The following is a 23,797-nucleotide window of genomic DNA, read 5'->3' on the forward strand; positions in this document are numbered from 1 at the left end:
GTACCGGTCTGGTCTCGGCTGACGATCCGCACCGGTCCGCTCAGGTTCGCCCGGTAGCGTATCCGCCAGCAGCGGGTGTACCCGCAGCCGGAAGACCGGGGCCGGGGCCGTGGAACCGCGGCGGCGGCCGGCGCGTCCGAAGAGAGCGTGCGGGGACACCTACGTCACATCCTCACCGACCGGTGGGGGAGAGGGTCGGAGATATGGAAGAGCCTCGTCGCCTAGGCGGCAGGTACGAGCTCGGCGGCGTCCTCGGACGCGGTGGCATGGCCGAGGTGTACCTCGGCCACGACACCAGGCTCGGCCGTACCGTGGCCGTGAAGACCCTCCGCACCGACATGGCCCGCGACCCCTCCTTCCAGGCCCGCTTCCGCCGCGAGGCGCAGTCCGCGGCCTCGCTCAACCACCCGGCCATCGTCGCGGTCTACGACACCGGCGAGGACTACATCGACGGGATCTCCATCCCGTACATCGTCATGGAGTACGTCGAGGGCTCCACCCTGCGCGAACTGCTGCACACCGGGCGGCGGCTGCTGCCCGAGCGGGCGCTGGAGATGACCATCGGCATCCTGCAGGCCCTGGAGTACTCGCACCGGGCCGGCATCGTGCACCGCGACATCAAGCCCGCCAACGTGATGCTGACCCGGCAGGGCAACGTCAAGGTGATGGACTTCGGCATCGCCCGTGCGATGGGTGACGCCGGCATGACGATGACCCAGACCTCCGCGGTCATCGGCACCGCCCAGTACCTCTCCCCCGAGCAGGCCAAGGGCGAGACCGTCGACGCCCGCTCCGACCTGTACTCCACCGGCTGCCTGCTGTACGAACTGCTGACCGTCCGGCCGCCGTTCATCGGCGACTCGCCGGTCGCGGTGGCCTACCAGCACGTCCGCGAGGAGCCCGCCCCGCCGTCCTCGTACGACCCCGAGGTGCGCCCCGAGATCGACGCGATCGTACTCAAGGCGCTGGCCAAGGAGCGCGACTACCGCTACCAGTCCGCCGACGAGATGCGCGACGACATCGAGCGCTTCCTCGACGGCCTGCCGGTCGCCGCCGCCCAGCAGGCGGCCTACGGCATGGGCGCGGCCGGCTACGGCTACGACCAGGGCGGCGGGCAGTACGACCCGTACGGCCAGACCAACGTGCTGCCCCAGCAGGGCGGCGGCCCGACCACCGTGCTGCCGCCGGTCGGCAACCAGCAGCCCGCCCCGTACGGCGGCTACCAGGACAACGGCTACGGCGGCGGGGACGACGGCGGCTACGAGGGTCGCGGCAGCCGACGGCGCGAGGACCCGCCGAAGAAGAACAACACCTCCTGGATCGTGCTCGCCGTCGCGGCGGTGCTGGTCCTGGTCGGCGCGTTCTTCGTGGTGCAGTCCATGGTGAAGACCGGCGACAAGGGTGCCGGGAAGACCAACGTCCCGAACCTGGTCGGGATGACCCTGGCCGACGCGGAGAACGCCGCGAAGGCGCAGAGCGCCACCCTCAAGGTGGTCTCCGGCGCCCCGGCCGCCACCTGCGCCGACCAGAAGGTCCAGAAGGACCAGGTCTGCACTCAGGAGCCGGCCGCGGCCGGCCAGATGGCCAGCGACGGCACGATCACCGTGCACGTGTCCTCGGTGGCGCCCCAGACGGACGTCCCGGACGTCTCCGGCAAGGGCAAGGACGAGGCGACCAAGGCCCTGAAGGACAAGGGCTTCGACGTCAAGATCACCTACGCCAACGACGACAAGATCGACCAGGACAAGGTCATCTCGCAGGACGTCAGCGGCAAGGCCGCGCCGGGAGCCACGGTCACCCTGACGGTCTCCTCCGGCCAGCAGAAGGTCAGCGTGCCGAACGTGATCGGCAAGGCCCAGGACGAGGCCACCCAGGCCCTCACCGAGGCCAAGCTCAACTACACGATCACCACCAAGCCCGTCACCGACAGCACCCAGGTGGGCCAGGTCCTCGACCAGACCCCGAAGAACGGCCAGCTCAAGCAGGGCGGCCAGGTGACCCTCGTGGTGGGCAAGCAGGCCGACAAGGTGACGATGCCGCCGCTGCAGAACGTCAAGGTCAGCGACGCGATCACCCAGCTCACCAAGCTCGGGCTGACCTACGCCCTCGCCAACTCGCAGGACCCCAACGGCACCGTGGTCAACACCAGCGTCCCGGCGGGCAACCCGCTCAGCCCCGGCGACCGGGTCACCCTGTTCGTCCAGCCGTCGAACAAGTCCACCGACGGCCCGAAGCCGTAGCGCCACGGCCGCAGCGACGGCCGAGGGGCCGCACCGTTCTGCGCGAACGGTGCGGCCCCTCGGCCGTCGCGGGCCCCGGTCAGCGCAGCTCGGGCGGCGGGGTGCGCTGCGCGTCCACCGGGTCGACCCGGACCAGCTGGGCCCAGACCGCCATCCGGTAGCGGGAGGTGTACACCGGCGTGCAGGTGGTCAGCGTCAGGTAGCGGCCCGGGCCGGTGAACGGCGAGCCCTCGGGGACGGGCGCCACCACGCCCACGTCGTACTTGGAGGTCTGCGGCAGCGTCCCGGCGACCCGGTAGACGTACCAGGCGTCCCTGGTCTCCACCACCACCGGGTCGCCCGCGACCAGCTTGTCCAGGTCGTGGAACTTGGCGCCGTGCCCGTCCCGGTGCGCCGCCAGCGTGAAGTTGCCCTCGGCGTCCCACGGCATCGCCGAGCGGTACGGCTCCTCGTAGACCCCGGCCACGCCCTCGTCGAGCACCTCCGCGGTGGTGCCCATCCGGATCAGCGTCTGGTTGCCCCGGCCGAAGGCCGGCACGTGCAGGAAGCCGACGCCGTCCCCCGCCCCGTACTGCGGCACCGGCGCGGCGGCGGCACCGGCGGCCGGGGGCGCCGCCGGGACGCTCCAGGTCTGCCGCAGCCGGCCCGCCGCCTGCCCGGCGGCCCGGTCGGCCACCACGTCCGTCCACCACAGCGAGTACCCGACGAACAGCGCCAGCACCAGCCCCAGGGTGATCAGCAGCTCCCCCAGCAGCCCCAGGACCCCCGCCGTCCGTCCGCGCCGCCCGCGCCCGCCCCGCATGGCTGTGCCCATGGTGCCGTGCCTCGCTGCTCAGTGTTGCCCGGTCAGCGCCTCCGGCTGGCCCTGGCTCCTCGGCCGTTCCTCGACCATCTTGCCAAACACGATCAGCCTTCCCCGGGCACTGAACTCCGGCGTGCATGTCGTCATGGTGAGGTAGCGCCCCGGCGCGGTGAACGGCGAGCCCTTCGGGACGGGTTGGAGCACCGTCACGTTGCTCGGCGGGGTCTCCGGAATGCCGCCGGCCACCTCGTACGTGTAGTACGCCGTCGCGGTCTCCACCACGATCCTGTCGCCCGGCACCAGCTGGCCGATCTTCCGGAACGGCTGCCCGTGCGTGGTGCGGTGCGCGGCGACGGCGAAGTTGCCCGCCTGGTCGGCCGGCATCGCGGTGCCCGCGTAGTGGCCCACCAGGCCGTGGTCGAGCACCTTCTGCTTGTCGGTGCCCTCGGCGATCGGGTAGTCCAGGCCGAGCTTCGGGATGTGGATGATGGCGAATCCCTGCCCGGGCTGGAACGCGGTGGGCTGCGGGGCGGGCGCGGTGCCCCCGCCGACCGGCGGGGCCGGCTGCTGGGCCCACTGCTGCTCCAGCTTGCTGCTGGCGGCCCCGGCGTCCCGGTCGGCCAGCACGTTGGTCCACCACAGCTGGTACGAGACGAACAGCAGCATCACCGCGCCCAGCGTGATGAACAGCTCCCCCACCAGCCGGGCCAGCACCACCCGCCTGCGCTCCTTCGGGCGCGGCGGCCGCGGCCCGGCGGCCCGCCCGGTGGCCCGGCGGCGCCCGGTGCCCGGGGCGCGCAGGCCGGCCGGCCCTCCCCCGGCCCGGCCGCGGGCCGCCCGGCCGCCGTCCGGCCGGGCCGCCGGCTCGGCCGGACGGGCGGCCGGGAGCCGCAGTTTCAGGGTCTGCTCGGCCGGGGCCTCGTAGACGCTCCAGTCCTCCGGATCCCCGAGCTCCTCGGGGACGCCCCCCTCCGGGCGCACCGCGGCCACCGGCGTCAGCTCCGGCCGATGACCGGGGCGAGGCCGGCCGAGCGGCCCACCGCCTCCGGGAAGCCGCACTCGGCGAGCCAGTTGGCGAGCATCCGGTGGCCGCCCTCGGTGAGCACCGACTCCGGGTGGAACTGGACGCCCTCGATCGGGAGTTCGCGGTGCCGCAGGCCCATGATCACGCCGCTGTCGGTGCGCGAGGTGACCACCAGCTCGGCGGGCACGGTGGCCGGGTCGACCGCCAGCGAGTGGTAGCGGGTGGCGATCAGCGGCGAGGGCAGGCCCTCGAACACGCCGCCGTCCTCGTGCAGCACCGGCGAGGTCTTGCCGTGCAGCAGCTCGGGCGCCCGCCCGACCACCGCGCCGTGCGCCACCGCGATCGACTGCAGGCCCAGGCACACCCCGAACAGCGGCAGTCCGGCCGCCGCGCAGTGGTGCACCATCTCCACGCACACCCCGGCCTCCTCGGGCGTGCCGGGCCCGGGGGAGAGCAGCACCCCGTCGTAGCCCTCCTCCCCCGCCCGCGGCCGGGCGTCGGCCACGGTCAGCTCGTCGTTGCGGACCACCTCGCAGACCGCGCCCAGCTGGTACAGGTACTGGACGATGTTGAAGACGAAGCTGTCGTAGTTGTCGACCACGAGGATCCGGGGCGCTCGGCCGGCGGAGGTCATCGCTACTCCTGGGGTACGGGTGCGTCGGGGGACGGACGGAGGCGGAACGGCGCCGTTCTCAGCCGCCGGCGCCCTGGTCCACCGTCACGTTCCCGAAGGGGAGCAGCGGCTCGGCCCACGGGAAGACGTACTGGAACAGGACGTAGACCACCCCGAGGACGAGCAGCAGGGCGATCAGCGCACGAACCGGCGCGGGGCCCGGGAGATGCCGCCAGATCCAGCCGTACATGGTGCTCCTCGGTGATTCGGGTCTGCACAAGCGTAGACGCCCGTCCGCCCGGCCCAGGGGGGTATCGGCGCAACAGGCCGGTCCCGGTCCGGTCCTGGGCGGGTTCCGGCCGGTTCCTGCCCGGGTCGCGGACCGCTCCTGGCCGGAGCGGTCCGGAACCGGCCGGGATCAGGGGGTGGTCGCGGAGCGCAGGTCGGCGGAGCCGGTGTACCCGGGCAGGGTCAGCTCGCCGCTCTCCTGGACCTTCCAGCCCAGCCCGTAGGCGGTCACGTAGCCCAGGTAGTTGCGGATGGTCGGGTCGGCGTCCACCGCGGAGCGCAGCGCGTCGGTCTTCCCCACCGCGCGGATCACGTACGGCGGCGAGTAGACCCGGCCCTGCAGCAGCAGGGTGTTGCCGACGCAGCGCACCGCGCTGGTGGAGATCAGCCGCTGGTCCATCACCTGGACGCCCTCGGCGCCGCCCCGCCACAGGGCGTTCACCACGGCCTGGATGTCCTGCTGGTGGATCACCAGGTCGTTGACGCCGGGTTCGGGGACGCCCGGGATCCGCGCGGTGGCATTCGGCGGGGCGTCGTCCAGGGTGACGGTCAGCCCGGGGCCGCGCAGCGGGTCCAGCCCGGCGGCCCGCTGCAGCTCGGCCAGCCTGGCCGCGTCGTCCGGGCTCTGCCCCTGCTGCCGGGCCAGCCGGTCGGCCCGGTCCCGGTCCGCCGAGACCTGCTCCGACAGCTGCTGGTTCTGGGTGGAGCGCTGCTGTATGACGTCGCTGAGCTTCAGCAGCGAGTTGTCGGTGCGCAGGTCGGTGCCGTGCGCGGTCTGCGCGCTGACGTAGAACAGCAGCCCGGCGAGCGCGAAGACGGTGCAGGTCAGGGCACGTCCGACAATTCGCCCACGACGGGGCCGCGAAGACCGGGACGGCGAAGAAATCGTGGAATCAGGCACCGTACCCTTATCTCCTTACGACCCGGCGAGCCACTACGCTAACGGACGCCGGTGGCATGTGCGGAGGACCAACCGTACGGACCGGCCCGACCATTCGCCGCCCGCCCACGCTGACCCACCCGCGCGGTCACAGCGCATCGACAGGAGAACCCCTCGTGCCGAAGTCTCGACTCCGCAAGAAGGCCGACTACACGCCGCCTCCGAGCACCGCGACGGCCGTGAAGATCAGTTCCGGCAGCCGGAGCTGGGTGGCACCGCTGATGCTGGCGTTCTTCCTGATCGGCCTGATCTGGATCGTCACCTACTACGTGACCAACAGCTCGTGGCCGGTCCACAGCTGGGGCAACTGGAACATCCTGGCCGGCTTCACTTTCATCGCGGCGGGTTTCGCGGTCTCCACGCAGTGGAAGTGACGCCGGCACCGCCCGCCCGCCGGGCTCCGGCCTGATCCACCCGCACCGCTCCGGCCCACCCGCCGGGGCGGTGTCCGTGCTGCCCGGGCCCGGTCGGTGACGGAGTGTCCGAACGTTTATCCACAGGGTTGTCCACACTGGGGAAAACTCCGCCCAGCCTGTGGATAACTCGCAACGCGGCAGCATAACGCGCGTAGAGCCGGGAAATCCAATCGGCGGGCGCGCTCCGGCGCCCGCCGACTGTGCACAACCTCACCCGGGCAGCCGGGCCGTCCCGATCAGCAGCATCAGCAGGATCGCCGCCACCGCCCCGCCCAGCGCCAGCCCCTGCACCAGGCTCCGACGCCCCCGCGGGGCGTACATCATCCCGGCCCCGATGGCGACGCCGGCCACCAGCCCGCCGAGGTGCGCGCGCCAGTCGATGTTGTTCAGCGTGAAGGTGAGCACCAGGTTGACCACCAGCAGCGCGATCACCGGCTGCATCGGCACCCGGTTGACCCGGAACAGCACCGCGGTGGCGCCCAGCAGGCCGAAGATCGCCCCGGAGGCGCCGACCGAGAACATGTCCGCCCCGTCCAGCAGGTAGCCGAACGCGTTGCCCGCCACCCCCGACAGCAGGTAGAGGGCCAGGAAGCGCCACCGGCCCAGCACCCGTTCCAGCTGGGGGCCGAGCACCCAGAGCGAGAACATGTTCATCAGGATGTGCATCACCCCGGCGTGCACGAACATCCCGCTGACCAGCCGGTACCACTCGGCCGGACCGGCCGCCACGCCGATCCGGGTGCCGAAGGCGTCCGCCCCGCTGCCCATCCCCAGCCGGATCTGCCAGACCTGGTCGACGTACTCGGTGAGCAGGAACACCAACAGGTTGATCCCGATCAGCACCTTGGTGACCAGCGCCCCGTCGCCGAGCGCCACCAGCGCGCCGGCCGTGGTCCGGGGCCGCTGCCGGGCCTGCTGCGCGGCCTCACCGCGCACGCAGTCCGGGCACTGGAAGCCCACCGAGGCGGGCACCATGCACTCCGGGCAGATCGGGCGACCGCACCGGGTGCAGCCCACCCCGGTCTCCCGCTCGGGGTGCCGGTGGCACCCGGGCAACCCGCTCCCCTGGCCGTCCGCCGGCGTCGGCCGCACGGGCTCCTCCGGATGCATCGGCGCTGTCCCTCCTCGACGAAAACGGTCCCGGCGCCGCCTCCGTCGAGAGAACGGGGCACCGCCGGGACCGCCCAGGCTACTGCGCGCGGGATCGCGCGGGCACCGCCCCGCGGGGCGGCGGGGTGCGGATCAGCCGCGCGAGATGACGACCTGCTGGATCACCACGTCCTGGACCGGCCGGTCGTACGGCTTGGTGGTGGCGGTGGTCGCGATCGCGTCCACGACCTTCTGGCCGGCCGGGTCGACGACCTCGCCGAAGATGCTGTGCTTGCGGTTCAGCCAGCTGGTCGGGGCGACCGTGATGAAGAACTGCGAGCCGTTGGTGCCCGGGCCGGCGTTGGCCATGGCCAGCAGGTACGGGCGGTCGAACGAGAGGTCCGGGTGGAACTCGTCGGCGAACTTGTAGCCCGGGCCGCCGGTGCCGTTGCCCAGCGGGTCGCCGCCCTGGATCATGAAGCCCTCGATGACCCGGTGGAAGACCGTGCCGTCGTACAGCGGCTTGGCGGCCAGCTCGCCGGTCTCCGGGTTCTTCCACTCGCGGGTGCCCTCGGCCAGCTCGACGAAGTTGGCGACGGTCTTCGGCGCGTGGTTCGGGAAGAGCTTGACCACGATGTCACCGTGGTTGGTCTTCAGAGTGGCGGTGAGTTCCTCGGCCACGGCAGTACCTTCCTAACTTTTACCTGACTATCCGAGGAATCATCCCACGTGGCCCGCAGACGGCTCAGCCGAAGGTGCCCGGCGGCCGAGCGCGATGCATGATCTCCTATCAGGTGGAAAGGTGCATACCGGACAACGCCGGACACCCGCCGAGAAGGAGAAGCCCGTGAGCCGTACGGACACCGCGCGTGAGACCGCCGGACGGGCGAAGGACGCCGTCGCGCCCTACGCCGTCTCCGCCAAGGAGACCGCCCTGCACTACGCGGAGGGGGCCAGGCAGGCCCTCGGCCCGAAGCTGGAGGCACTCGGCCCGAAGGCCGCGACCGCCAGCGCACAGGCCAAGGCCGGAGCGGGCCAGGCCGCGCAGGCCGCCCGGGTGCAGTACGCCAAGCACGTCGCCCCGCACCTGGAGCACGCCTTCTCCAGCCTCCCGCCGGAGACCCAGAAGGCCGCCCTCCGGGCCGCCCACCGGGCCCAGGAGGCCGCGCTGGCCGCCAAGCTGTCGGCCGGCCAGGCCGCCGGGCAGGCCAGGGCCACCGTGCTCCCCAAGGTGGCCGAGACCTTCCAGGCCGCCAAGGACAGCGTCACCCCGATCGCCCAGGAGGCGCAGACCCGCGGCGCCGCGGCGGTCACCGCCCTGCAGGGCAACGTCAGCGCCGCCGAGATCGGCGCGCTGGCCGCGAAGAACGCCAAGAAGCAGCACCGCAACGGCTGGGCCACCGGCCTCGCGGTGGCCGGCACGCTGGCCGTCGGCACCGGCATGCTGGCCTGGCAGTGGTACCGCAAGCAGAACAACCCGGAGTGGCTCACCGAGCCCCCGGCCCCGGCCGCCCCGGAACCCGTCGCCCCCGCGGCCCCCTCCGACACCCCGCCCACCCCCGGCAGCGCCGTCGGCGGCCCGGTCGGCGGGGCCACGGTCAACGGCTCCGTCCCCCGCGAGGAGCCCACCACCGCCCCGCGGCCGGAGGCCGGGCCCGTCGCCGACGACGACCGCCCGAAGCCGCACGACCCGCGCAAGCCGCACTGAGCCCGTCGGGCCCGGTGCGGAGAACGTGCGGGACCCTTCCGGACATGCGAACGGCCCCCGACCTGGTTTCCCCAGGTCGGGGGCCGTTCGGCGACTGTGGAGCCTAGGGGAGTCGAACCCCTGACATCTGCCATGCAAAGACAGCGCTCTACCAACTGAGCTAAGGCCCCGAGCAACGGGGGATAGCCTACCCGCTCCCGGGCAGCCGACCACGCGGGTTTCGGACCGGCCGCGGCCCGTGCTCCGCGGGCCGGTCCGAGAAGACTCGACAGTCGGCGCTCAGCGGCCGGCGGGGACCGGGTCGGTCGCCTCGGTCCACAAGTCCTGCTCGGCACGGTCCGCCTGGACCTGACGGTAGACAAAGAAGCCGCCGAGGGCGACCAGGGCGACCAGGAGAAGCTTCTTCACCGCGGGACCTCGTCCTTCTTGCTTGCTTGGATGTAGGAGCACGAACCAGCGGCCAGGGTGCAGACCGCCCTGGGGCCGATGATACACACCGGTAACCCGTTCAAGAGCGGCCCCCGCCACCGCCAACCGACCGATCCGCCACCGGCTTTGACGCCCCAGCATCAGTAGGATCGTCCGATCGCGGATCCCCGGCGAGGATCACCGCCACTCCGCCCTCCAGATCCACCGTCGAGCGCGGCGGAGCGCCCTCGCCCTCCTCGTCCCGGAGCATCAGCGTGGTCCTCCGCTGCTCCAGCTCGGCCTGCTTCCCGGCCGCGAACTGGGCGTGCAACTGCTCGAACCCGGTCGCCGAGACCTGCCCCTCCCGGCCCGTCCCCCGCCAGGGCACCCAGCGGCTCCGGCGCGCCCGCAGCGCGAGCTGGTCCACGAACGCCAGCACCACCAGCGCGCAGACCAGACCCGGCAGGCTCATCCCCCAGAAGAACCCCACACCCCGCCAACGCGCCCGGACGCGCCGCCGTTCCCTCCGGCGACGCGTCCGGGCCCTCCCGCCGGCGGTTACTTCCGGCGCCGCCGGCCCCGCAGGCGGGCCACGTCCCGGCGGATCGCCCCGACGTCCTCGACCAGGGCGTCCAGCCGGACGTCCACCACCTCCAACCGCTCCTCCTGCCGAGCGATCCGCTCACCGATCGCGGTGATCAGCACCCCCTGCGCGTCGAGCCGCCGTTCCACCGACCCGACCGACACCGCCAGCCCCGAGACCAGCCCCGGCAGGTCCTCCGCGGTGAACACGAAGTCCGGCTCCTCCGCGTACGGCGGCACCACCGGCTCGTACTCCCCCACCCGGTACGGCCCGAACGGCTCCAGCCCGTCGATCCGCCGCCGCCAGGCCTCCACCCCCGGATCCCGCCGACCCGCCTCGTGCTCGTCCCACCGCAGCTCGCTCCACCGCCGCCACGGCCGCGCCCGGAACGTGTGCACCACCGGCGGTTCCACCACCGGCCGCGCCGCCGCCTCCACCGCGTCCAGCAACCGGCCCCGCACCTGCCGGGCCACCTCGCTGTCCCGCAGCAGCATCGCCACGTTCAGGACCGCCCGCCGGGAGTAGAGGGCGACGCCGTTGCCACCGCCCTGGGGACGGCCGTAGGAGTTATCCACAGGCGGGGTGGGACCGTAGGGGGCTCCATCACCTCCTTCGGTACCGCTGACCTGCCAGACCTTCATTTTGAAGGTCTGGTTCTCGGGGTTATCCACAGGCTTGAGAACGGTGAACCCGTTGCTCTTCAACTCCTCGCGGTGACGCCGGAGCAAGTTGTAGATGACCTTCTCGCCGACCTCGAAGTAGTCCGCCACCATCCGCGTGGTGACGTACAGCCCGTCGGGCAGCAGGACGAGGGCCTTGACCTCGTCGAGGACTTCGGTGCGCTCGCACAGGCCGCTTCGGAGCGTCCTGGATTCGAGCAGCGCGGCTTCCATGGACATGGGAGTGCCTCACAGGGTGAATGAAGACATGACGTGGGAACCGCCCGGGAGCCCGGGGCGGGCGGGGCCGGATCATCCGCCGGCCGGAGCAGAGGTCGCGTTACGTCCCACGTCACCCAATGGCCGGTTCTGTCGCCCGGCTATCCCCGACTTCACATCAGTTTCGAGTCAGCTCACCCTGTGTTGCCTCTGCGCACCGGGCCCAACGAGCGGGCGGGCCGGAGGTTACGGGGCGGAACACGTCGAAGGCCCCGATCACCAGGTGATCGGGGCCTTCGCGCCGGTGGGCCTAACAGGACTTGAACCTGTGGCCTCTTCCTTATCAGGGAAGCGCTCTAACCGTCTGAGCTATAGGCCCTTGCCGCACTGAAAGATTAGCGGACCGACGGCCGATCTCCCAAATCCGTATCCCGGGCCGCCTCCGGACGGTGCTGCTCAGCGGCCTCGGCGAGCCACTGCGGGCGGGTCGGGGGGAGGCCGGAGGCGCCCGCGGGGGTGGGGCGGACGGCGAGGACCTGGTTGATGCCGATGTGGTTCTGCTCGAAGGAGACGGCGGAGGCGGCCATGTAGAGGCGCCAGACCCGGGCCCGGCCGCGGCCGACCAGGGCGACGGCCTCCGGCCAGTGCGCCTCCAGGTTGGCGACCCACTCGCGCAGGGTGCGGCCGTAGTGCTCGCGCAGGGCCTCGACGTCGCGGACCTCGAAGCCGGCCTGCTCCAGCCGGGAGACCGTGGTGCCGACGGGGGAGAGCTCGCCGTCGGGGAAGACGTAGCGGTCGATGAAGGGGGAGAGCCGGTAGACCTCGCCGGGGGGCAGCGGGCGGCGGGCGATCTGGTGGTTGAGCAGGCGGCCGCCGGGAGCCAGCAGGTCGTACAGGTGGCGGGCGTAGACCAGGTACTGGGCCGAGCCGACGTGCTCGGCCATGCCGACGCTGGAGACGGCGTCGAAGGGGCCGTCGGGGATCTCCCGGTAGTCCTGGAGCCGGATGTCGATCCGGTCGGCGAGACCGGCCTCCGCGGCCCGCTGCCGGGCCAGTGCGACCTGCTCGGTGGAGATGGAGACGCCGACCGCCTCGACGCCGTAGTGGCGGGCGGCGTGCAGGACCAGGGAGCCCCAGCCGCAGCCGACGTCCAGCAGGCGCATGCCGGGGCGCAGGCCGAGCTTGCGGCAGATCAGGTCGAGCTTGGCGGCCTGGGCGTCCTCCAGGCTCTTGGCGGCGGGCTCCCAGTAGGCGCACGAGTAGACCATGCTGGAGCCGAGGACGAGCCGGTAGAAGTCGTTGCCGACGTCGTAGTGGTGGCTGATCGCGGCGCGGTCCCGGCGGCGGCTGTGCAGTCGGCCGCGGCGGTTCCCGACCTCCTCGGGCGGGGGCACCGGGTTCGGGCCGACGACGCCCTGCCGCAGGGCGGTGGCGAGCAGCCGGCGGCCGGGAGCGCCGAGGTACTGGCGGGGGCCGAGCCGCGGACGGGGGGCGTTCGGGTCCTCGGCGAAGGAGGCGACGGCGGCCAGCACCTCGTACAGGTCGGTGTCGGGGGCGAGTTCGAGGTCCCCGGCGACGTAGGCGCGGGCCAGGCCGAGCTCGCCGGGGGCCCAGAGCAGGCGGCGCAGGGCGCGGCGGTTGCGCAGGACGACGGTGGGAGCGCCGGCGGGGCCGGCCTCGGAGCCGTCCCGGGCGCGGATCCGCAGGGGGATCGGGCGCCCGATCAATCCTTCGACCGCGCCGACCAGTTGCTGTGCGTGCTGCGCCATGACGGACCTTCCGACCAGTCGTATCCCGTCCGGGACGCCCGGTGACCGCCGGAAGCGGCCGGGCGGCCCGCTGACCGTTCCCGTTCTTCCATCTGTGCACTGCGGGCCGGACCGCCAATCCCGGCGTGCCGGGCGGTCACCCGATTGCGCCGGGGACGGCGAAGGGCCCCGGAAGCTTCAACAGCCTCCGGGGCCCCGGGAATTCCGCTTTGCTGACGCCGGGTCAGTCCTCTTCGGCGAGGGTCAGCTCGATGCCGCCGGTGAAGCCCGCCGCGGAGTTGTAGATGAACGCGGCGAGGGTGGCCAGGGCGGTCATCAGGACGATGTCGACCAGCGCGATCAGGACGGTGAAGAGCATCACCTTGCCGAACCCGATGTAGTCCATCAGGTTGAAGGCGCTGGAGCTGTCGGAGCCGCTGCCGGTGACGTCCTTCAGGGTGCCGCTCAGCGAGGAGAAGACGCCGAGGCCGTCGAGGGTCATCCAGAGCACCGCGGCGGCCACGATGATGATCACGCCGATGGCCAGCGAGAGCAGGAAGCTGACCTTCATCACCGACCACGGGTCGGCCTTGGTGATCCGCAGCCGGGCCTTGCGGGTCCGGCCGGTGCCGCCACCGCCGGCGGACGGGCCGGGGCGGCGGGACTGGCCGCCGGACTGCCCGGGGGTGCCGGGGACGCGGGTGCCGCGCGGCGGGGTGGGCTGGCCCTTGACGTAGGTGGTGGGCTGGGAGAAGCCGCCGCCCGCGGTGGGCGGGGCGCTCGGCGGGGGCGGGGTCTGGCCCCCGTAGGACTGCTGGGCGGTTCCGCCCGGCCCGCCCGCCAGGCCGCCCGTGGCACCTCCAGCACCCGTGGCTCCGCTCACCGTGGTCCTCCCGAACCGTCCGCCAGGGCGATCGCACCGTCCTGGTCCGTGTTGTGCTCCTGCACCGCGGGCCCCGGTGGCCCGCGGTCAGCCGTGGTGCCCGCCCCGCCGGTGCGGCGGGGCGGGCACCACGGTGCGCGTCCGTGCGTCAGCCCTGGTCGGGCGCGCCGTTCGCGTCCTGCTCGGTGGCGGCCGCGGACTCCGTCCCGTCGACGGTCTCGTCCGCGCCCTCCTCCTCGTCGGCCTCCGCGTTGCGGGCCATGCCCACCACCGCGTCGCGCTTTCCGAGGTTGATCAGTTGGACGCCCATGGTGTCACGTCCGGTTTCACGCACCTCGGAAACCCTGGTCCGGATCACGCCGCCGGACAGCGTGATGGCCATGATCTCGTCGGTCTCCTCGACGACCAGTGCGCCGACCAGCGAGCCCCGGCCCTCGACGATCTTCGCCGCCTTGATACCGAAACCACCGCGTCCCTGGACACGGTACTCGTCAACCGAGGTCCGCTTCGCGTACCCGCCGTCGGTGGCGGTGAAGACGTAGGTGCCGGGCCGCACCACGTTCATCGAGAGCAGTTCGTCGTCCTCGCGGAAGGACATGCCCTTCACTCCGGAGGTGGCCCGGCTCATCGGGCGCAGTGCCTCGTCGGTGGCCTTGAAGCGGATCGACTGGGCCTTCCTGGAGATCAGCAGCAGGTCGTCGTCGGCGGAGACCAGCTCGGCGCCGATCAGCTCGTCGTCCCGGCCCTCCTCGTCCTGGCGGAGGTTGATGGCGATCAGGCCGCCGGAGCGCGGGGAGTCGTAGTCCTTGAGCGGGGACTTCTTGACCAGGCCGCCGCGGGTGGCGAGGACCAGGTACGGCTTGTCCTCGTAGGTGCGCACGGCCATCACCTGGGTGATGTGCTCCTCCGGCTGGAAGGCCAGCAGGTTGGCGACGTGCTGGCCGCGGGCGTCGCGGCCGGCGTCGGGGAGCTCGTAGCCCTTGGCGCGGTAGACCCGGCCCTTGTTGGTGAAGAACAGGATCCAGTTGTGGGTGGTGGTCACGAAGAAGTGGTCGACGAGGTCGTCCTGCTTCAGCTGCGCGCCGCGCACGCCCTTGCCGCCGCGCTTCTGCGAGCGGTAGAGGTCGGAGCGGGTGCGCTTGACGTAGCCGCCGCGGGTGATGGTGACCACGATGTCCTCCTCGGCGATGAGGTCCTCGATCGAGAGGTCGCCGTCGGAGGGGATCAGGGTGGAGCGCCGCTCGTCGCCGTACTTCTCGACGATCGCGGTGAGCTCCTCGGAGACGATCTCGCGCTGCCGGGCGGGCGAGGCGAGGATCGCGTTGTACTCGTTGATCTTGGCCTGGAGCTCGTCGTGCTCGCTGAGGATGCGGGCGCTCTCCAGGGCGGCCAGGCGGCGCAGCTGCATCTCGAGGATGGCGTTGGCCTGCAGCTCGTCGATGGCGAGCAGCTGCATCAGGCCGGTGCGGGCGGCGTCGGCGCTCTCCGAGGCGCGGATCAGGGCGATCACGGCGTCGATCTGGTCGAGCGCCTTGAGCAGGGCGCGCAGGATGTGCGCGCGCTCCTCGGCCTTGCGCAGCCGGAAGGTGGTCCGGCGGACGATGACCTCGATCTGGTGGGCGACCCAGTGCCGGATGAAGGCGTCCAGCGAGAGGGTGCGCGGCACGCCGTCGACCAGGGCCAGCATGTTGGCGCCGAAGTTGGTCTGCAGGTCGGTGTGCTTGTACAGGTTGTTGAGCACGACCTTGGCGACCGCGTCCCGCTTGAGCACGATGACCAGGCGCTGGCCGGTGCGCGAGGAGGACTCGTCGCGGACGTCGGCGATGCCGGCGATCCGGCCGTCCTTGACCAGGTCGGCGATCTTCAGGGCGAGGTTGTCCGGGTTGACCTGGAACGGCAGCTCGGTGATCACCAGGCACTGGCGGCCCTGGATCTCCTCGACCTCGACCACCGCGCGCATGGTGATCGAGCCGCGGCCGGTGCGGTAGGCCTCCTCGATGCCGCGGCGGCCGACGATCAGCGCGCCGGTCGGGAAGTCGGGGGCCTTGATCCGCTCGATCAGGGCCTCGAGCAGCTCCTCGTTGGACGCCTCGGGGTGCTCCAGCGCCCAGAGCGCGCCGGAGGCGACCTCGCGCAGGTTGTGCGGCGGGATGTTGGTGGCCATGCCGACCGCGATGCCGGTGGCGCCGTTGACCAGCAGGTTGGGGATCCGCGAGGGCAGGACGGTCGGCTCCTGCTGCCGGCCGTCGTAGTTGGCGGCGAAGTCGACGGTCTCCTCGTCGATGTCGCGCATCATCTCCATCGCCAGCGGCATCATCTTGCACTCGGTGTAGCGCATCGCCGCGGCCGGGTCGTTGCCCGGGGAGCCGAAGTTGCCGTTGCCGTCGACCAGCGGCATCCGCATCGACCAGGTCTGGGCGAGGCGGACCAGGGTGTCGTAGATCGAGGTGTCGCCGTGCGGGTGGTAGTTGCCCATCACGTCGCCGACCACGCGGGCGCACTTGTAGTAGCCCTTCTCGGGCCGGTAGCCGCCGTCGTACATCGCGTAGAGCACCCGGCGGTGCACCGGCTTGAGGCCGTCGCGGACCTCGGGCAGGGCGCGCGAGACGATGACGCTCATCGCGTAGTCGAGGTAGGAGCGCTGCATCTCGGTCTCGAGCTCGATGAGCTCGACCCGGTTGCCGATCTGGGCGGGGGTGGTGCTGTCCTCGGGCTGTTCGCCGCCGTCGGGACGGTTGTCGTCGACCACTGGTGGTCAGTTTCCTTTCAACGATCCTTGACGGGACGTCAGACGTCCAGGAAGCGGACGTCCTTCGCGTTGCGCTGGATGAAGGAGCGGCGGGCCTCGACGTCCTCGCCCATCAGGACGGAGAACAGGTCGTCGGCGCGGGCGGCGTCCTCCAGGGTGACCTGGAGCAGCAGGCGGTGCGCGGCGTCCATGGTGGTGACGCGCAGCTCCTCGGCGTTCATCTCGCCGAGGCCCTTGAAGCGCTGGATCGCGTCGTCCTTGGGGAGCCGGCGGCCGCCCTCGACCCCGGCGGCGATCAGCGCGTCGCGCTCGCGGTCGGAGTAGGCGTACTCGAACTCGTCCCGGCCCCACTTGATCTTGTACAGCGGGGGCATCGCCAGGTAGACGTACCCGGCCTCGACCAGCGGGCGCATGAAGCGGAACAGCAGGGTCAGCAGCAGGGTGCGGATGTGCTGTCCGTCGACGTCGGCGTCGGCCATCAGCACGATCTTGTGGTACCGCAGCTTCTCGGCGTCGTAGTCCTCCTGGATGCCGCAGCCGAAGGCCGAGATCAGCGCCTGGACCTCGGTGTTCTGCAGCACCTTGTCGATCCGGGCCTTCTCGACGTTCAGGATCTTGCCGCGGATCGGGAGGATCGCCTGGGTGCGCGGGTCGCGGCCCTGCTTGGCGGAGCCGCCGGCCGAGTCGCCCTCGACGATGAAGATCTCGCACTCGGCCGGGTCCTTGGACTGGCAGTCCGAGAGCTTGCCGGGCAGCGAGGCGGACTCCAGCAGGCCCTTGCGCCGGGTCAGGTCGCGGGCCTTGCGGGCGGCGACCCGGGCGCTGGCGGCCTGGATGGACTTGCGGACGATGTCCGTGGCCTCGTTGGGGTTGCGGTCCAGCCAGTCGGCCAGGTGCTCGTTGACCACCTTCTGGACGAAGGTCTTGGCCTCGGTGTTGCCGAGCTTGTCCTTGGTCTGGCCCTCGAACTGCGGCTCGCCGAGCTTGACCGAGATGATCGCGGTCAGGCCCTCGCGGATGTCCTCGCCGGAGAGGTTGTCGTCCTTCTCGCGGAGCAGCTTCTTGTCGCGCGCGTACCGGTTCATCAGACCGGTGAGCGCGGCCCGGAAGCCCTCCTCGTGGGTGCCGCCGCCGTGGGTGTGGATGGTGTTGGCGAACGAGTACACGCCCTCGGTGTAGGACGAGCTCCACTGCATGGCGATCTCGGCGGAGATCGTCTTGTCCTTGTCCTCGGCCTCGAAGTCGATCACCGAGGGGTGGACCGGCTCGCCCTTGCGGGAGTTGAGGTGGGCCACGAAGTCCGCGATGCCGCCGTCGTACCGGTAGGTGACGGAGAGCGGCTTGCCCTCCTCGTCCAGGTGCTCGGGGCGCTCGTCGGTCAGCGAGATGGTCAGGCCCTTGTTGAGGAAGGCCATCTCCTGGAAGCGCCGGGAGAGCGTCTCGAACGAGTAGACGGTGGTCTCGAAGATGTCCGGGTCGGCCCAGAAGGTGATCACCGTTCCGGTGTCGTCCGTCTCCTCGTGCCGGGCCAGCGGGGCGGTCGGAGCACCGGCCTTGTACTCCTGCGTCCAGCGGGCTCCGTCGGCGCGGATGTCCACCGTGAGCCGGGTGGAGAGCGCGTTCACCACGGAGAGGCCCACGCCGTGCAGGCCGCCGGAGACCGCGTAGCCGCCGCCGCCGAACTTGCCGCCCGCGTGCAGCACGGTCAGCACGACCTCGACCGCGGGCCGGTCCTGGCCCGGCATGATGCCGACCGGGATGCCGCGGCCGTTGTCCACCACCCGGACGCCGCCGTCGGCCAGGATCGTGACGCCGATGGTGTCGGCGTGGCCCGCGAGCGCCTCGTCGACCGAGTTGTCGACGATCTCGTACACGAGGTGGTGCAGGCCGCGCTCACCGGTCGAGCCGATGTACATGCCCGGGCGCTTGCGGACTGCGTCGAGCCCCTCCAGCACCTGGATCGCGCTGGCGTCGTAGGCCTTCCGGTCGGACGGGTCTGGGGTCTGGCTGGGGTTGCCGGAATCGGCCACGAAGCGCCCTCTCTGGCACAGCGCGGGCCGCGCCCCTCCCCGCTTGCCCGGGCAGGTGTGCGACCACGGCGTTTCGACTCTGTTGCTCAGTAGCAACGGTGTTTGCGCTTCAGTCTACCGGTACGACCGACAGAGAGGGGCGTTTGGCAGCCCCTGAGGGCAGATGTGCCGCCCTGAATCCCCTCGGGACATGTCCCGATACTCGCAAGGGGGGCTCAGAGCGCCTGGTAGGGCTGCCAGCGATTCCGGAAGATCGCGGTCCGGTCCACCGGGCTCAGCCCCAGGTGTCGCCCGGCCCCTTGCTCCCGGGGGCCCGCAGCCGCCCGTAGCCGCGCACCGGGGCGTCCGGCCCCAGCACCTTGATCACCCGGACCGTCCCGTGCCCCAGCTCGTGGTTCAGCCGGGCCACCAACTGTCGCGCCAGCAGCCGGAGTTGAGTCGCCCACGCGGTGGAGTCGCACTGCACGGTGAGCACCGCGTCGGCCTCCGTGTACGACTTGGGCTCGCAGTGCGCGGAGATGTCCGGACCGACGATCTGCGACCAGCGGCCCATCACCCCGCCGACCGCGGCCGGCGCCTCCCAGCCCCGCTCGGTGATCAGCCGGTTCAGCGCGGCCCCCAGCGGCACCGGGTCCCGGCCGTCCGCCCGGGCGCCGCTGCGCAGCCCGGTCCGCTTGGCCTCCCGCCGCTCGCGGACCTGCTCGCCGCGCTGCCTGGCCTGCTCCTTGGCCGCGCGCAGCGCGACCCGGGCCAGGTCCACGCCCGAAAGCCCCGGCTCCTCGGACACGGCGCGCTCCCCTCCCTACCGGTGGACGACGGTGAGTCGTCCAGGGTACGGGTACGCCCCTCCGGAGGACCGGAGGGGCGCGGGACTCACAGCTCCAGGAGCGGGCCCTCCTCGCGCCGGAACAGACCGCCCAGCAGGAACGGGGGACCGTAGTAGGGGGAGTCGGCCGGCTGCTCGCGCAGCGCGCGCACCTCGACCTCGGTGAGGCCCCCGAAGATCCAGCGCAGGTCCTGGGGCGTGTAGGCCAGGCCGCCGTACAGCTTGCCCTCCCGGTACAGCTTGGCGTCCGGGACGGGCGATCCGGAGCCCGGCGCCCAGGCCGCGAAGGCGGCGAGCACCAGGTGGCCGCCGACCGCGAGCACCCGGTCCAGCATCCGGAGGTAGCTGATCCGGCGGTGCGGCGGCAGGTGGTGGAAGAAACCGGAGTCGACCACCAGGTCGTAGGGGCCGGCCAGTTCGTCCCGGGTCAGCCGGAACGCGTCGCCGCAGTGCAGGCCGACCTCGGCCGCCGCCTCGCGGGCCCGGTCGCCGGTCCAGGCGATCGCGTCGGGGGAGAGGTCGACGGCGTCCACCCGGAAGCCCCGGGACGCCAGGAAGACCGCGTTCCGGCCGGGCCCGCAGCCGAGGTCGAGGACGCGTCCGGGCGCGAGCAGACCCGACTCCACGTACTGCGCCAGGTGCTCGTCCGGCTTGTTGACGAAGAACGGCACCGGGCGGTCCCGGTCGGCGTAGTACTGGTCCCAGAAATCGGCCCCGCCCGCCGGGGTCCACCGGTCGGCCGTGACGGGGAACAGTCCGTCCAGGAGGTCCAGCACGTCGTCCACGGTGCGGACGTATCGGGAAACAGGGCGCATGTCAGAACCAATCTCGGGTGGCACCGCGGGACGTTTCGGGGGTCAGGGGGTTTCCACCAGGCTCGGTTCGAGGAAGACGGAGCCCCGCGGCCGCAGGCCGGTGCGGGCGATCACCCCGGAGGCGTAGTCGCGCTTCACCACGAAGCGGTCGCGCCCGTAGATCAGGTAGCGGTCGCGCTGCTCGTCCGGGGTGAAGTTGACGGTGATGACGTTGGCCCCCGCCATCAGTCCGCGGTACTGGCCCTCGCCGGCGATCTTCGACAGCGCGCTCACCGCGGGGACCAGCCAGTCGGGTGCCAGCAGGCGGGAGACGGCGATGGCGTTCAGCGCCAGCTCCACGTCCCCGGCCGGGTGGTCCGCCAGCGGGGTGTCCGGGGCCGGGATGAACGGCGCCACGCTGCACATGTGCACGCCGAGGTCGCGGGCGAAGACCAGGTCCCGCGCCACGTCGGCGACCTGCTGCCCGGGCAGGCCGATGATCGACCCGGTACCGACCCGGTACCCGAGGTCGAGCAGGTCCTGGAGGCACTTCAGCCGCGAGTCCAGGCTCTCCTGCCGGACCTCCTCGGCCAGCCGCGGGTCACTGGTCTCGAACTTCAGGATGTAGCTCGTCGCCCCCTGCTCGCGCAGGTACTCGTACTCGCTGCGGCGCTTGTTCCCCAGGTTCAGCAGGATCTCCACCTCACCGTCGTAGAGGTCGAGGATCCCGGGGAGCGCCTCCCCCACCACCCGCGTGGTCTGCGGTATCTCGCCGCCCTGGAAGAACATCACGTTGATCCCGCTGGCCTTCACGGAGGCGGCGACGTCGATCAGCTGGGAGGACTCCGTGCGGAAGTCGCTGTTCTTCCTGGTGTTGTCCCGCCGCATCGGGCAGAAGACGCAGTTCACCCGGCACTGGTTGGTGATCTCCGTGACGCCCCGGACCACCACCTCGTCGCCGAAGACCGCCGACCGGGCCGCCCTGGCCTGACGGAACAGTTCCTCCCGCTCCGCCCCGCGGAGCAGCAGGAGTTCGGCGACATCCCGTTCGTCAAGCATTTCCCCACGACCTTTCACCGATTCGGTTCTGTATCCACCGCACGGGCAGCGCGCCCAGCACGAAGAGCACGGCCAGCACGTACCAGCCCAGCGCCCCACCGCCGTTCACGAACCACCCGAAGAGCGCCGGGGCCGACAGGCCCGCGATGTCGACGCCCATTCCGAGAATCCCCATGGACTTCCCGTACGACCGCTCCGGGACGAGTTCGTACGACAGGCTCGTCGAACCGACGGAGTAGAGGACGTCCCCGCCGGCCCGGACCAGCGCGAAGAGCACCAGGGCGCAGAGCGCCGCGGCCGCGCCGAGGTGCCGCGAGAGCTGGGCCGAGGCCGGGAACATCAGCGCGGCCACCGCGAACAGCAGGGCCGCGGCCCGCACCGACCGGGCCGCCCGCGAGGTGTCCGTGACCCGGCGCGCCGCCGGCACCTGCAGCAGCACCATCACCACGGTGTTCACCACCAGCACCACCGACACGCCCCACATCGGCACCCGCAGCCGGGCCCCGACCCAGAGCGGGACCGCGATCGCCAGCATCGGCTCGGCCAGGCAGAACAGGCAGTTGAGCAGCAGCAGCACCGTCACCCGGCCGTCCCGCAAGGTGCCGGACGGCTGCTCGGCGTCGGCCGGGACCGGTGCCGGAGCCGGGGCAGCGGCAGGGGCTTCGGGAGCGGCCGCCACCGCCCCGCCACGGGCCCGCCACACCAGGAGACCGGTCACGGACAGGGCCAGCGCCTCGGCCGTGAACGACGCCCGGAAGGCCGTCCGGGTGCCGACGGCCAGCACGGCGGCACCGAGCGCCAGACCGACCACCATGGCGACGTTGCTCATGGCGCGCACGGTGGCCCGGAAGCGCACCCGGCGGTCCCGGTCCACCGCCCGGCCGATCAGCGCGCCCAGCACCGCGGAACTGCCGCGCGCGCACATCACCAGGACGCTGAGCAGCCCGAGGGCGGCCCACGGCCCCGCCGCGGTCAGGCAGAACGTCGCCCCGGCCATCACGCCCATCAGGACCGCGTAGAGGACGAACCCATCGACGCGGTCGCTCAGGGCCCCGATCGCCGGCCCGACCAGCAGCCCGAGCACCCCCGCCACGCTGGCGCCGACGCCGTAGACGGCCGGGCTCAGGTGCTCCTGCCGGAGCATGTAGACGGCCAGCGCGGAGTACGAGAGGCCGGTGGCCGCGTACAGGGTGGTGAGGGCCACCGCCAGCCGCCGCTCGACCGGGCTGCGCACCTCCTCGCGCCAGGTCGCCGCGTGCAGGATCCGGACCAGCCGCCGCGGCGGGTCCCCGGTGTCGGTCGCCACTACTCGGAGGCCCCCTTCAGCGCACCGACGAGTTCCCGGAACCGGTCCCGGGCGTCCGCGCCCGCCCCGTCCGGGCGCTTCATGGCGAAGCCGGTGAGGCTGCACCGGACCAGCGCCGCGGTGGGGTCCACCCGGTTGATCCGGTGCGGGGTCCCGGCCCTGAGCAGCACCAGCCGGTTGGGCCGGGGCACGATCGCCACCGGGCTGGACCCCGACTCCCGCACCTGGAGCTCCACCGTGCCGGTGTCGGCCTCCTCCTCGTCCAGGACCATCAGTTCGCCGCCCCAGGAGGCACGCCACTCCTCGTGCAGGAACAGCACGTAGGAGCCCCGGCGGCCGCCGCCCGCGTCGCCGTGCCAGGCGAGCCCGGACCCGACCGGGTAGTTCCAGAAGGTGAAGCCGACCCGGTCCCAGTCCTCGCCCGGCCGGCCGAACAGCTCCGGCTCGGCGGCGACGGCGGACCTGACCAGGCCGTAGGCCGCCGGGTCCCCCGCGGCACCGAGGTCGGCCGCGGCGCCGCGGACCACGGTGCCCCGCGAGCGCAGGGCACCGTCCTGCCCGGTGAGCAGGGGGCTCTCGGCGGCCGAGAAGGCGCTGGCGGCCATCGTGCGGCGGACCTCCTCCAGCGCCGCGCCGTCGAGGAAGTCGTCGAGGACGGCGAAGCGCCGTCCCCGCAGGGTGGCCCGCACGGTCACTGCCCCTCCCTGGCGGAGCGGTCCACCAGCCGCAGCAGCGCGTCGCGGGCCTGCGCGCCCGACTCCGCGGTCTGCTTGGAGATGAAGCCGGTGAGGGTGCGGCGGGGGGCGGCCGCGGTGGGGTCCACCCGGTTGATCTGGTGCACCGTCCCGGCCTTCACCAGCACCAGCCGGTTGGGCCGGGGCACGATCGCCACCGGGCTGGACGCCGACTCCCGCACCTGGAGCTCCATCTGGGCGAGGAAGTCCCCGTCCCGGACGGAGGTCACGGGCTCCTCGTCCAGGATCATCAACTCGCCGCCCCAGGAGGCGCGCCACTCCTCGTGCAGGAAGACGATGAACTCCCCGGTGCGGCCGCCGCCGGCGTCGTTGTGCCAGCTCAGCCGGCTCCCCGCCGGGTAGCGCCAGAAGGTGAACCCGGCCCGGTCCCAGTCCTGTCCGGCGGTGCCGAAGATGCCGGGCTCCGCCACCACCTGCTGGAGGATCCGCTCGAACGCCCTGGACCGGCCCGGCGCGCCGTCCTCGCCCTGTCCGCCGCCCTTGACGTACGTCCCCCGCGACCTGAACGCCTTCCCGTCCGTCTCGGGGTAGAGGACGCTGTCCACCTCCGAGAAGGTCGAGCGCTCCATGAGCCGCCGTAGTTCCGCCAGGGTCGCGGCGTCCAGGAAGTCGTCGACGACGACGAACCGTCCGCCTCGCTGCGTGACCTGCATGGTGG

General features: G+C 72.1%; 23 protein-coding genes and 2 tRNA genes. 3 read left to right on the forward strand and 22 right to left on the reverse strand.

The genetic code is table 11. From position 1 onward, the window contains the following. Positions 1-203 precede the first annotated feature (203 nt). Entirely contained in the window at positions 204-2,240 is a 2,037-nt protein-coding gene (gene pknB / locus EDD39_RS06580; RefSeq protein WP_123553951.1) for a Stk1 family PASTA domain-containing Ser/Thr kinase, read from the forward strand. A 79-nt stretch (positions 2,241-2,319) separates the two neighbouring features. On the opposite strand, the gene EDD39_RS06585 is transcribed toward pknB, so the two are convergent. The 5 genes from EDD39_RS06585 to EDD39_RS06600 all read right to left on the reverse strand — a co-directional run bounded on the left by EDD39_RS06585 (position 2,320) and on the right by EDD39_RS06600 (position 5,868). After that, complete coding sequence (locus tag EDD39_RS06585; RefSeq protein ID WP_123553953.1) at positions 2,320-3,054, reverse strand: class E sortase; 735 nt, start codon at positions 3,052-3,054, stop codon at positions 2,320-2,322. 18 nt (positions 3,055-3,072) lie between these two features. Continuing rightward, positions 3,073-4,032 carry a class E sortase gene (locus tag EDD39_RS06590; RefSeq protein WP_123553955.1) on the reverse strand — a complete coding sequence of 320 codons (960 nt, stop codon included), beginning with the start codon at positions 4,030-4,032 and terminating at the stop codon, positions 3,073-3,075. Positions 4,033-4,037: 5 nt separating this feature from the next. Then, positions 4,038-4,700, reverse strand: coding sequence for an aminodeoxychorismate/anthranilate synthase component II (locus EDD39_RS06595; RefSeq protein WP_030457657.1), 663 nt, complete (start codon positions 4,698-4,700; stop codon positions 4,038-4,040). Positions 4,701-4,758: 58 nt separating this feature from the next. Then, the gene (locus EDD39_RS39370; protein WP_014137037.1) at positions 4,759-4,929 is read right to left on the reverse strand and encodes a hypothetical protein; all 171 of its coding nucleotides are present in this window, start codon (positions 4,927-4,929) and stop codon (positions 4,759-4,761) included. Between the two features lie 168 nt (positions 4,930-5,097). Next, positions 5,098-5,868, reverse strand: a complete 771-nt coding sequence (locus EDD39_RS06600) for a DUF881 domain-containing protein (RefSeq protein WP_425269651.1) — start codon at positions 5,866-5,868, stop codon at positions 5,098-5,100. A 155-nt stretch (positions 5,869-6,023) separates the two neighbouring features. Here EDD39_RS06600 and crgA point away from each other — a divergent pair, with 155 nt between their 5' ends. Further along, positions 6,024-6,281, forward strand: coding sequence for a cell division protein CrgA (gene crgA / locus EDD39_RS06605; protein ID WP_030457655.1), 258 nt, complete (start codon positions 6,024-6,026; stop codon positions 6,279-6,281). 252 nt (positions 6,282-6,533) lie between these two features. Here the strand turns inward: crgA and EDD39_RS06610 are convergent, their stop codons facing one another. Together EDD39_RS06610 and EDD39_RS06615 are read right to left on the reverse strand one after the other, a co-directional pair. Further along, positions 6,534-7,433 carry a rhomboid family intramembrane serine protease gene (locus EDD39_RS06610; RefSeq protein ID WP_123553957.1) on the reverse strand — a complete coding sequence of 300 codons (900 nt, stop codon included), beginning with the start codon at positions 7,431-7,433 and terminating at the stop codon, positions 6,534-6,536. A 132-nt stretch (positions 7,434-7,565) separates the two neighbouring features. Continuing rightward, positions 7,566-8,093 (reverse strand): peptidylprolyl isomerase, encoded by a 528-nt coding sequence (locus EDD39_RS06615; RefSeq protein ID WP_123553959.1) that lies wholly within the window; start codon positions 8,091-8,093, stop codon positions 7,566-7,568. Positions 8,094-8,259: 166 nt separating this feature from the next. Here EDD39_RS06615 and EDD39_RS06620 point away from each other — a divergent pair, with 166 nt between their 5' ends. Beyond that, entirely contained in the window at positions 8,260-9,120 is an 861-nt protein-coding gene (locus EDD39_RS06620) for a DUF5324 family protein (protein ID WP_123553961.1), read from the forward strand. 97 nt (positions 9,121-9,217) lie between these two features. On the opposite strand, the gene EDD39_RS06625 is transcribed toward EDD39_RS06620, so the two are convergent. The 15 genes from EDD39_RS06625 to EDD39_RS06695 all read right to left on the reverse strand — a co-directional run bounded on the left by EDD39_RS06625 (position 9,218) and on the right by EDD39_RS06695 (position 23,792). Next, a tRNA-Ala gene (locus tag EDD39_RS06625) sits at positions 9,218-9,290 on the reverse strand. Between the two features lie 109 nt (positions 9,291-9,399). Then, positions 9,400-9,528 carry a DLW-39 family protein gene (locus EDD39_RS40680; RefSeq protein ID WP_014137031.1) on the reverse strand — a complete coding sequence of 43 codons (129 nt, stop codon included), beginning with the start codon at positions 9,526-9,528 and terminating at the stop codon, positions 9,400-9,402. 100 nt (positions 9,529-9,628) lie between these two features. Beyond that, the gene (locus EDD39_RS06635; protein ID WP_341869144.1) at positions 9,629-10,000 is read right to left on the reverse strand and encodes a DUF6191 domain-containing protein; all 372 of its coding nucleotides are present in this window, start codon (positions 9,998-10,000) and stop codon (positions 9,629-9,631) included. A gap of 86 nt (positions 10,001-10,086) precedes the next feature. Next, positions 10,087-11,010 (reverse strand): endonuclease/exonuclease/phosphatase family protein, encoded by a 924-nt coding sequence (locus tag EDD39_RS39375; RefSeq protein WP_162869956.1) that lies wholly within the window; start codon positions 11,008-11,010, stop codon positions 10,087-10,089. A gap of 284 nt (positions 11,011-11,294) precedes the next feature. Beyond that, a tRNA-Ile gene (locus tag EDD39_RS06645) sits at positions 11,295-11,368 on the reverse strand. A gap of 16 nt (positions 11,369-11,384) precedes the next feature. Next, positions 11,385-12,758 carry an SAM-dependent methyltransferase gene (locus EDD39_RS06650; protein WP_123553966.1) on the reverse strand — a complete coding sequence of 458 codons (1,374 nt, stop codon included), beginning with the start codon at positions 12,756-12,758 and terminating at the stop codon, positions 11,385-11,387. 223 nt (positions 12,759-12,981) lie between these two features. Further along, complete coding sequence (locus EDD39_RS06655) at positions 12,982-13,620, reverse strand: DUF3566 domain-containing protein (RefSeq protein WP_123553968.1); 639 nt, start codon at positions 13,618-13,620, stop codon at positions 12,982-12,984. A 148-nt stretch (positions 13,621-13,768) separates the two neighbouring features. Then, on the reverse strand, positions 13,769-16,369 hold the full coding sequence (gyrA, locus tag EDD39_RS06660) for a DNA gyrase subunit A (protein ID WP_425269652.1): 2,601 nt from the start codon (positions 16,367-16,369) through the stop codon (positions 13,769-13,771). 38 nt (positions 16,370-16,407) lie between these two features. Further along, on the reverse strand, positions 16,408-18,399 hold the full coding sequence (gyrB, locus tag EDD39_RS06665; protein WP_208765459.1) for a DNA topoisomerase (ATP-hydrolyzing) subunit B: 1,992 nt from the start codon (positions 18,397-18,399) through the stop codon (positions 16,408-16,410). Positions 18,400-18,673: 274 nt separating this feature from the next. Continuing rightward, the gene (locus tag EDD39_RS06670; protein WP_030457643.1) at positions 18,674-19,186 is read right to left on the reverse strand and encodes a DciA family protein; all 513 of its coding nucleotides are present in this window, start codon (positions 19,184-19,186) and stop codon (positions 18,674-18,676) included. A gap of 86 nt (positions 19,187-19,272) precedes the next feature. Then, entirely contained in the window at positions 19,273-20,040 is a 768-nt protein-coding gene (locus tag EDD39_RS06675) for a class I SAM-dependent methyltransferase (RefSeq protein WP_123553970.1), read from the reverse strand. 42 nt (positions 20,041-20,082) lie between these two features. Beyond that, positions 20,083-21,078 carry a radical SAM protein gene (locus EDD39_RS06680; protein WP_123553972.1) on the reverse strand — a complete coding sequence of 332 codons (996 nt, stop codon included), beginning with the start codon at positions 21,076-21,078 and terminating at the stop codon, positions 20,083-20,085. Then, positions 21,071-22,384: an MFS transporter gene (locus EDD39_RS06685; RefSeq protein ID WP_162869957.1), complete on the reverse strand. Its 1,314-nt coding sequence runs from the start codon at positions 22,382-22,384 to the stop codon at positions 21,071-21,073. The genes EDD39_RS06680 and EDD39_RS06685 overlap by 8 nt, the downstream gene beginning before the upstream one ends. Continuing rightward, positions 22,384-23,079: a 2OG-Fe(II) oxygenase gene (locus EDD39_RS06690; RefSeq protein WP_123553976.1), complete on the reverse strand. Its 696-nt coding sequence runs from the start codon at positions 23,077-23,079 to the stop codon at positions 22,384-22,386. The genes EDD39_RS06685 and EDD39_RS06690 overlap by 1 nt, the downstream gene beginning before the upstream one ends. Further along, on the reverse strand, positions 23,076-23,792 hold the full coding sequence (locus tag EDD39_RS06695; RefSeq protein WP_123553978.1) for a 2OG-Fe(II) oxygenase: 717 nt from the start codon (positions 23,790-23,792) through the stop codon (positions 23,076-23,078). The genes EDD39_RS06690 and EDD39_RS06695 overlap by 4 nt, the downstream gene beginning before the upstream one ends. Positions 23,793-23,797: the final 5 nt, after the last annotated feature.

This window comes from Kitasatospora cineracea (assembly GCF_003751605.1).
In the GTDB taxonomy this organism is placed as follows: Bacteria; Actinomycetota; Actinomycetes; order Streptomycetales; family Streptomycetaceae; genus Kitasatospora; species Kitasatospora cineracea.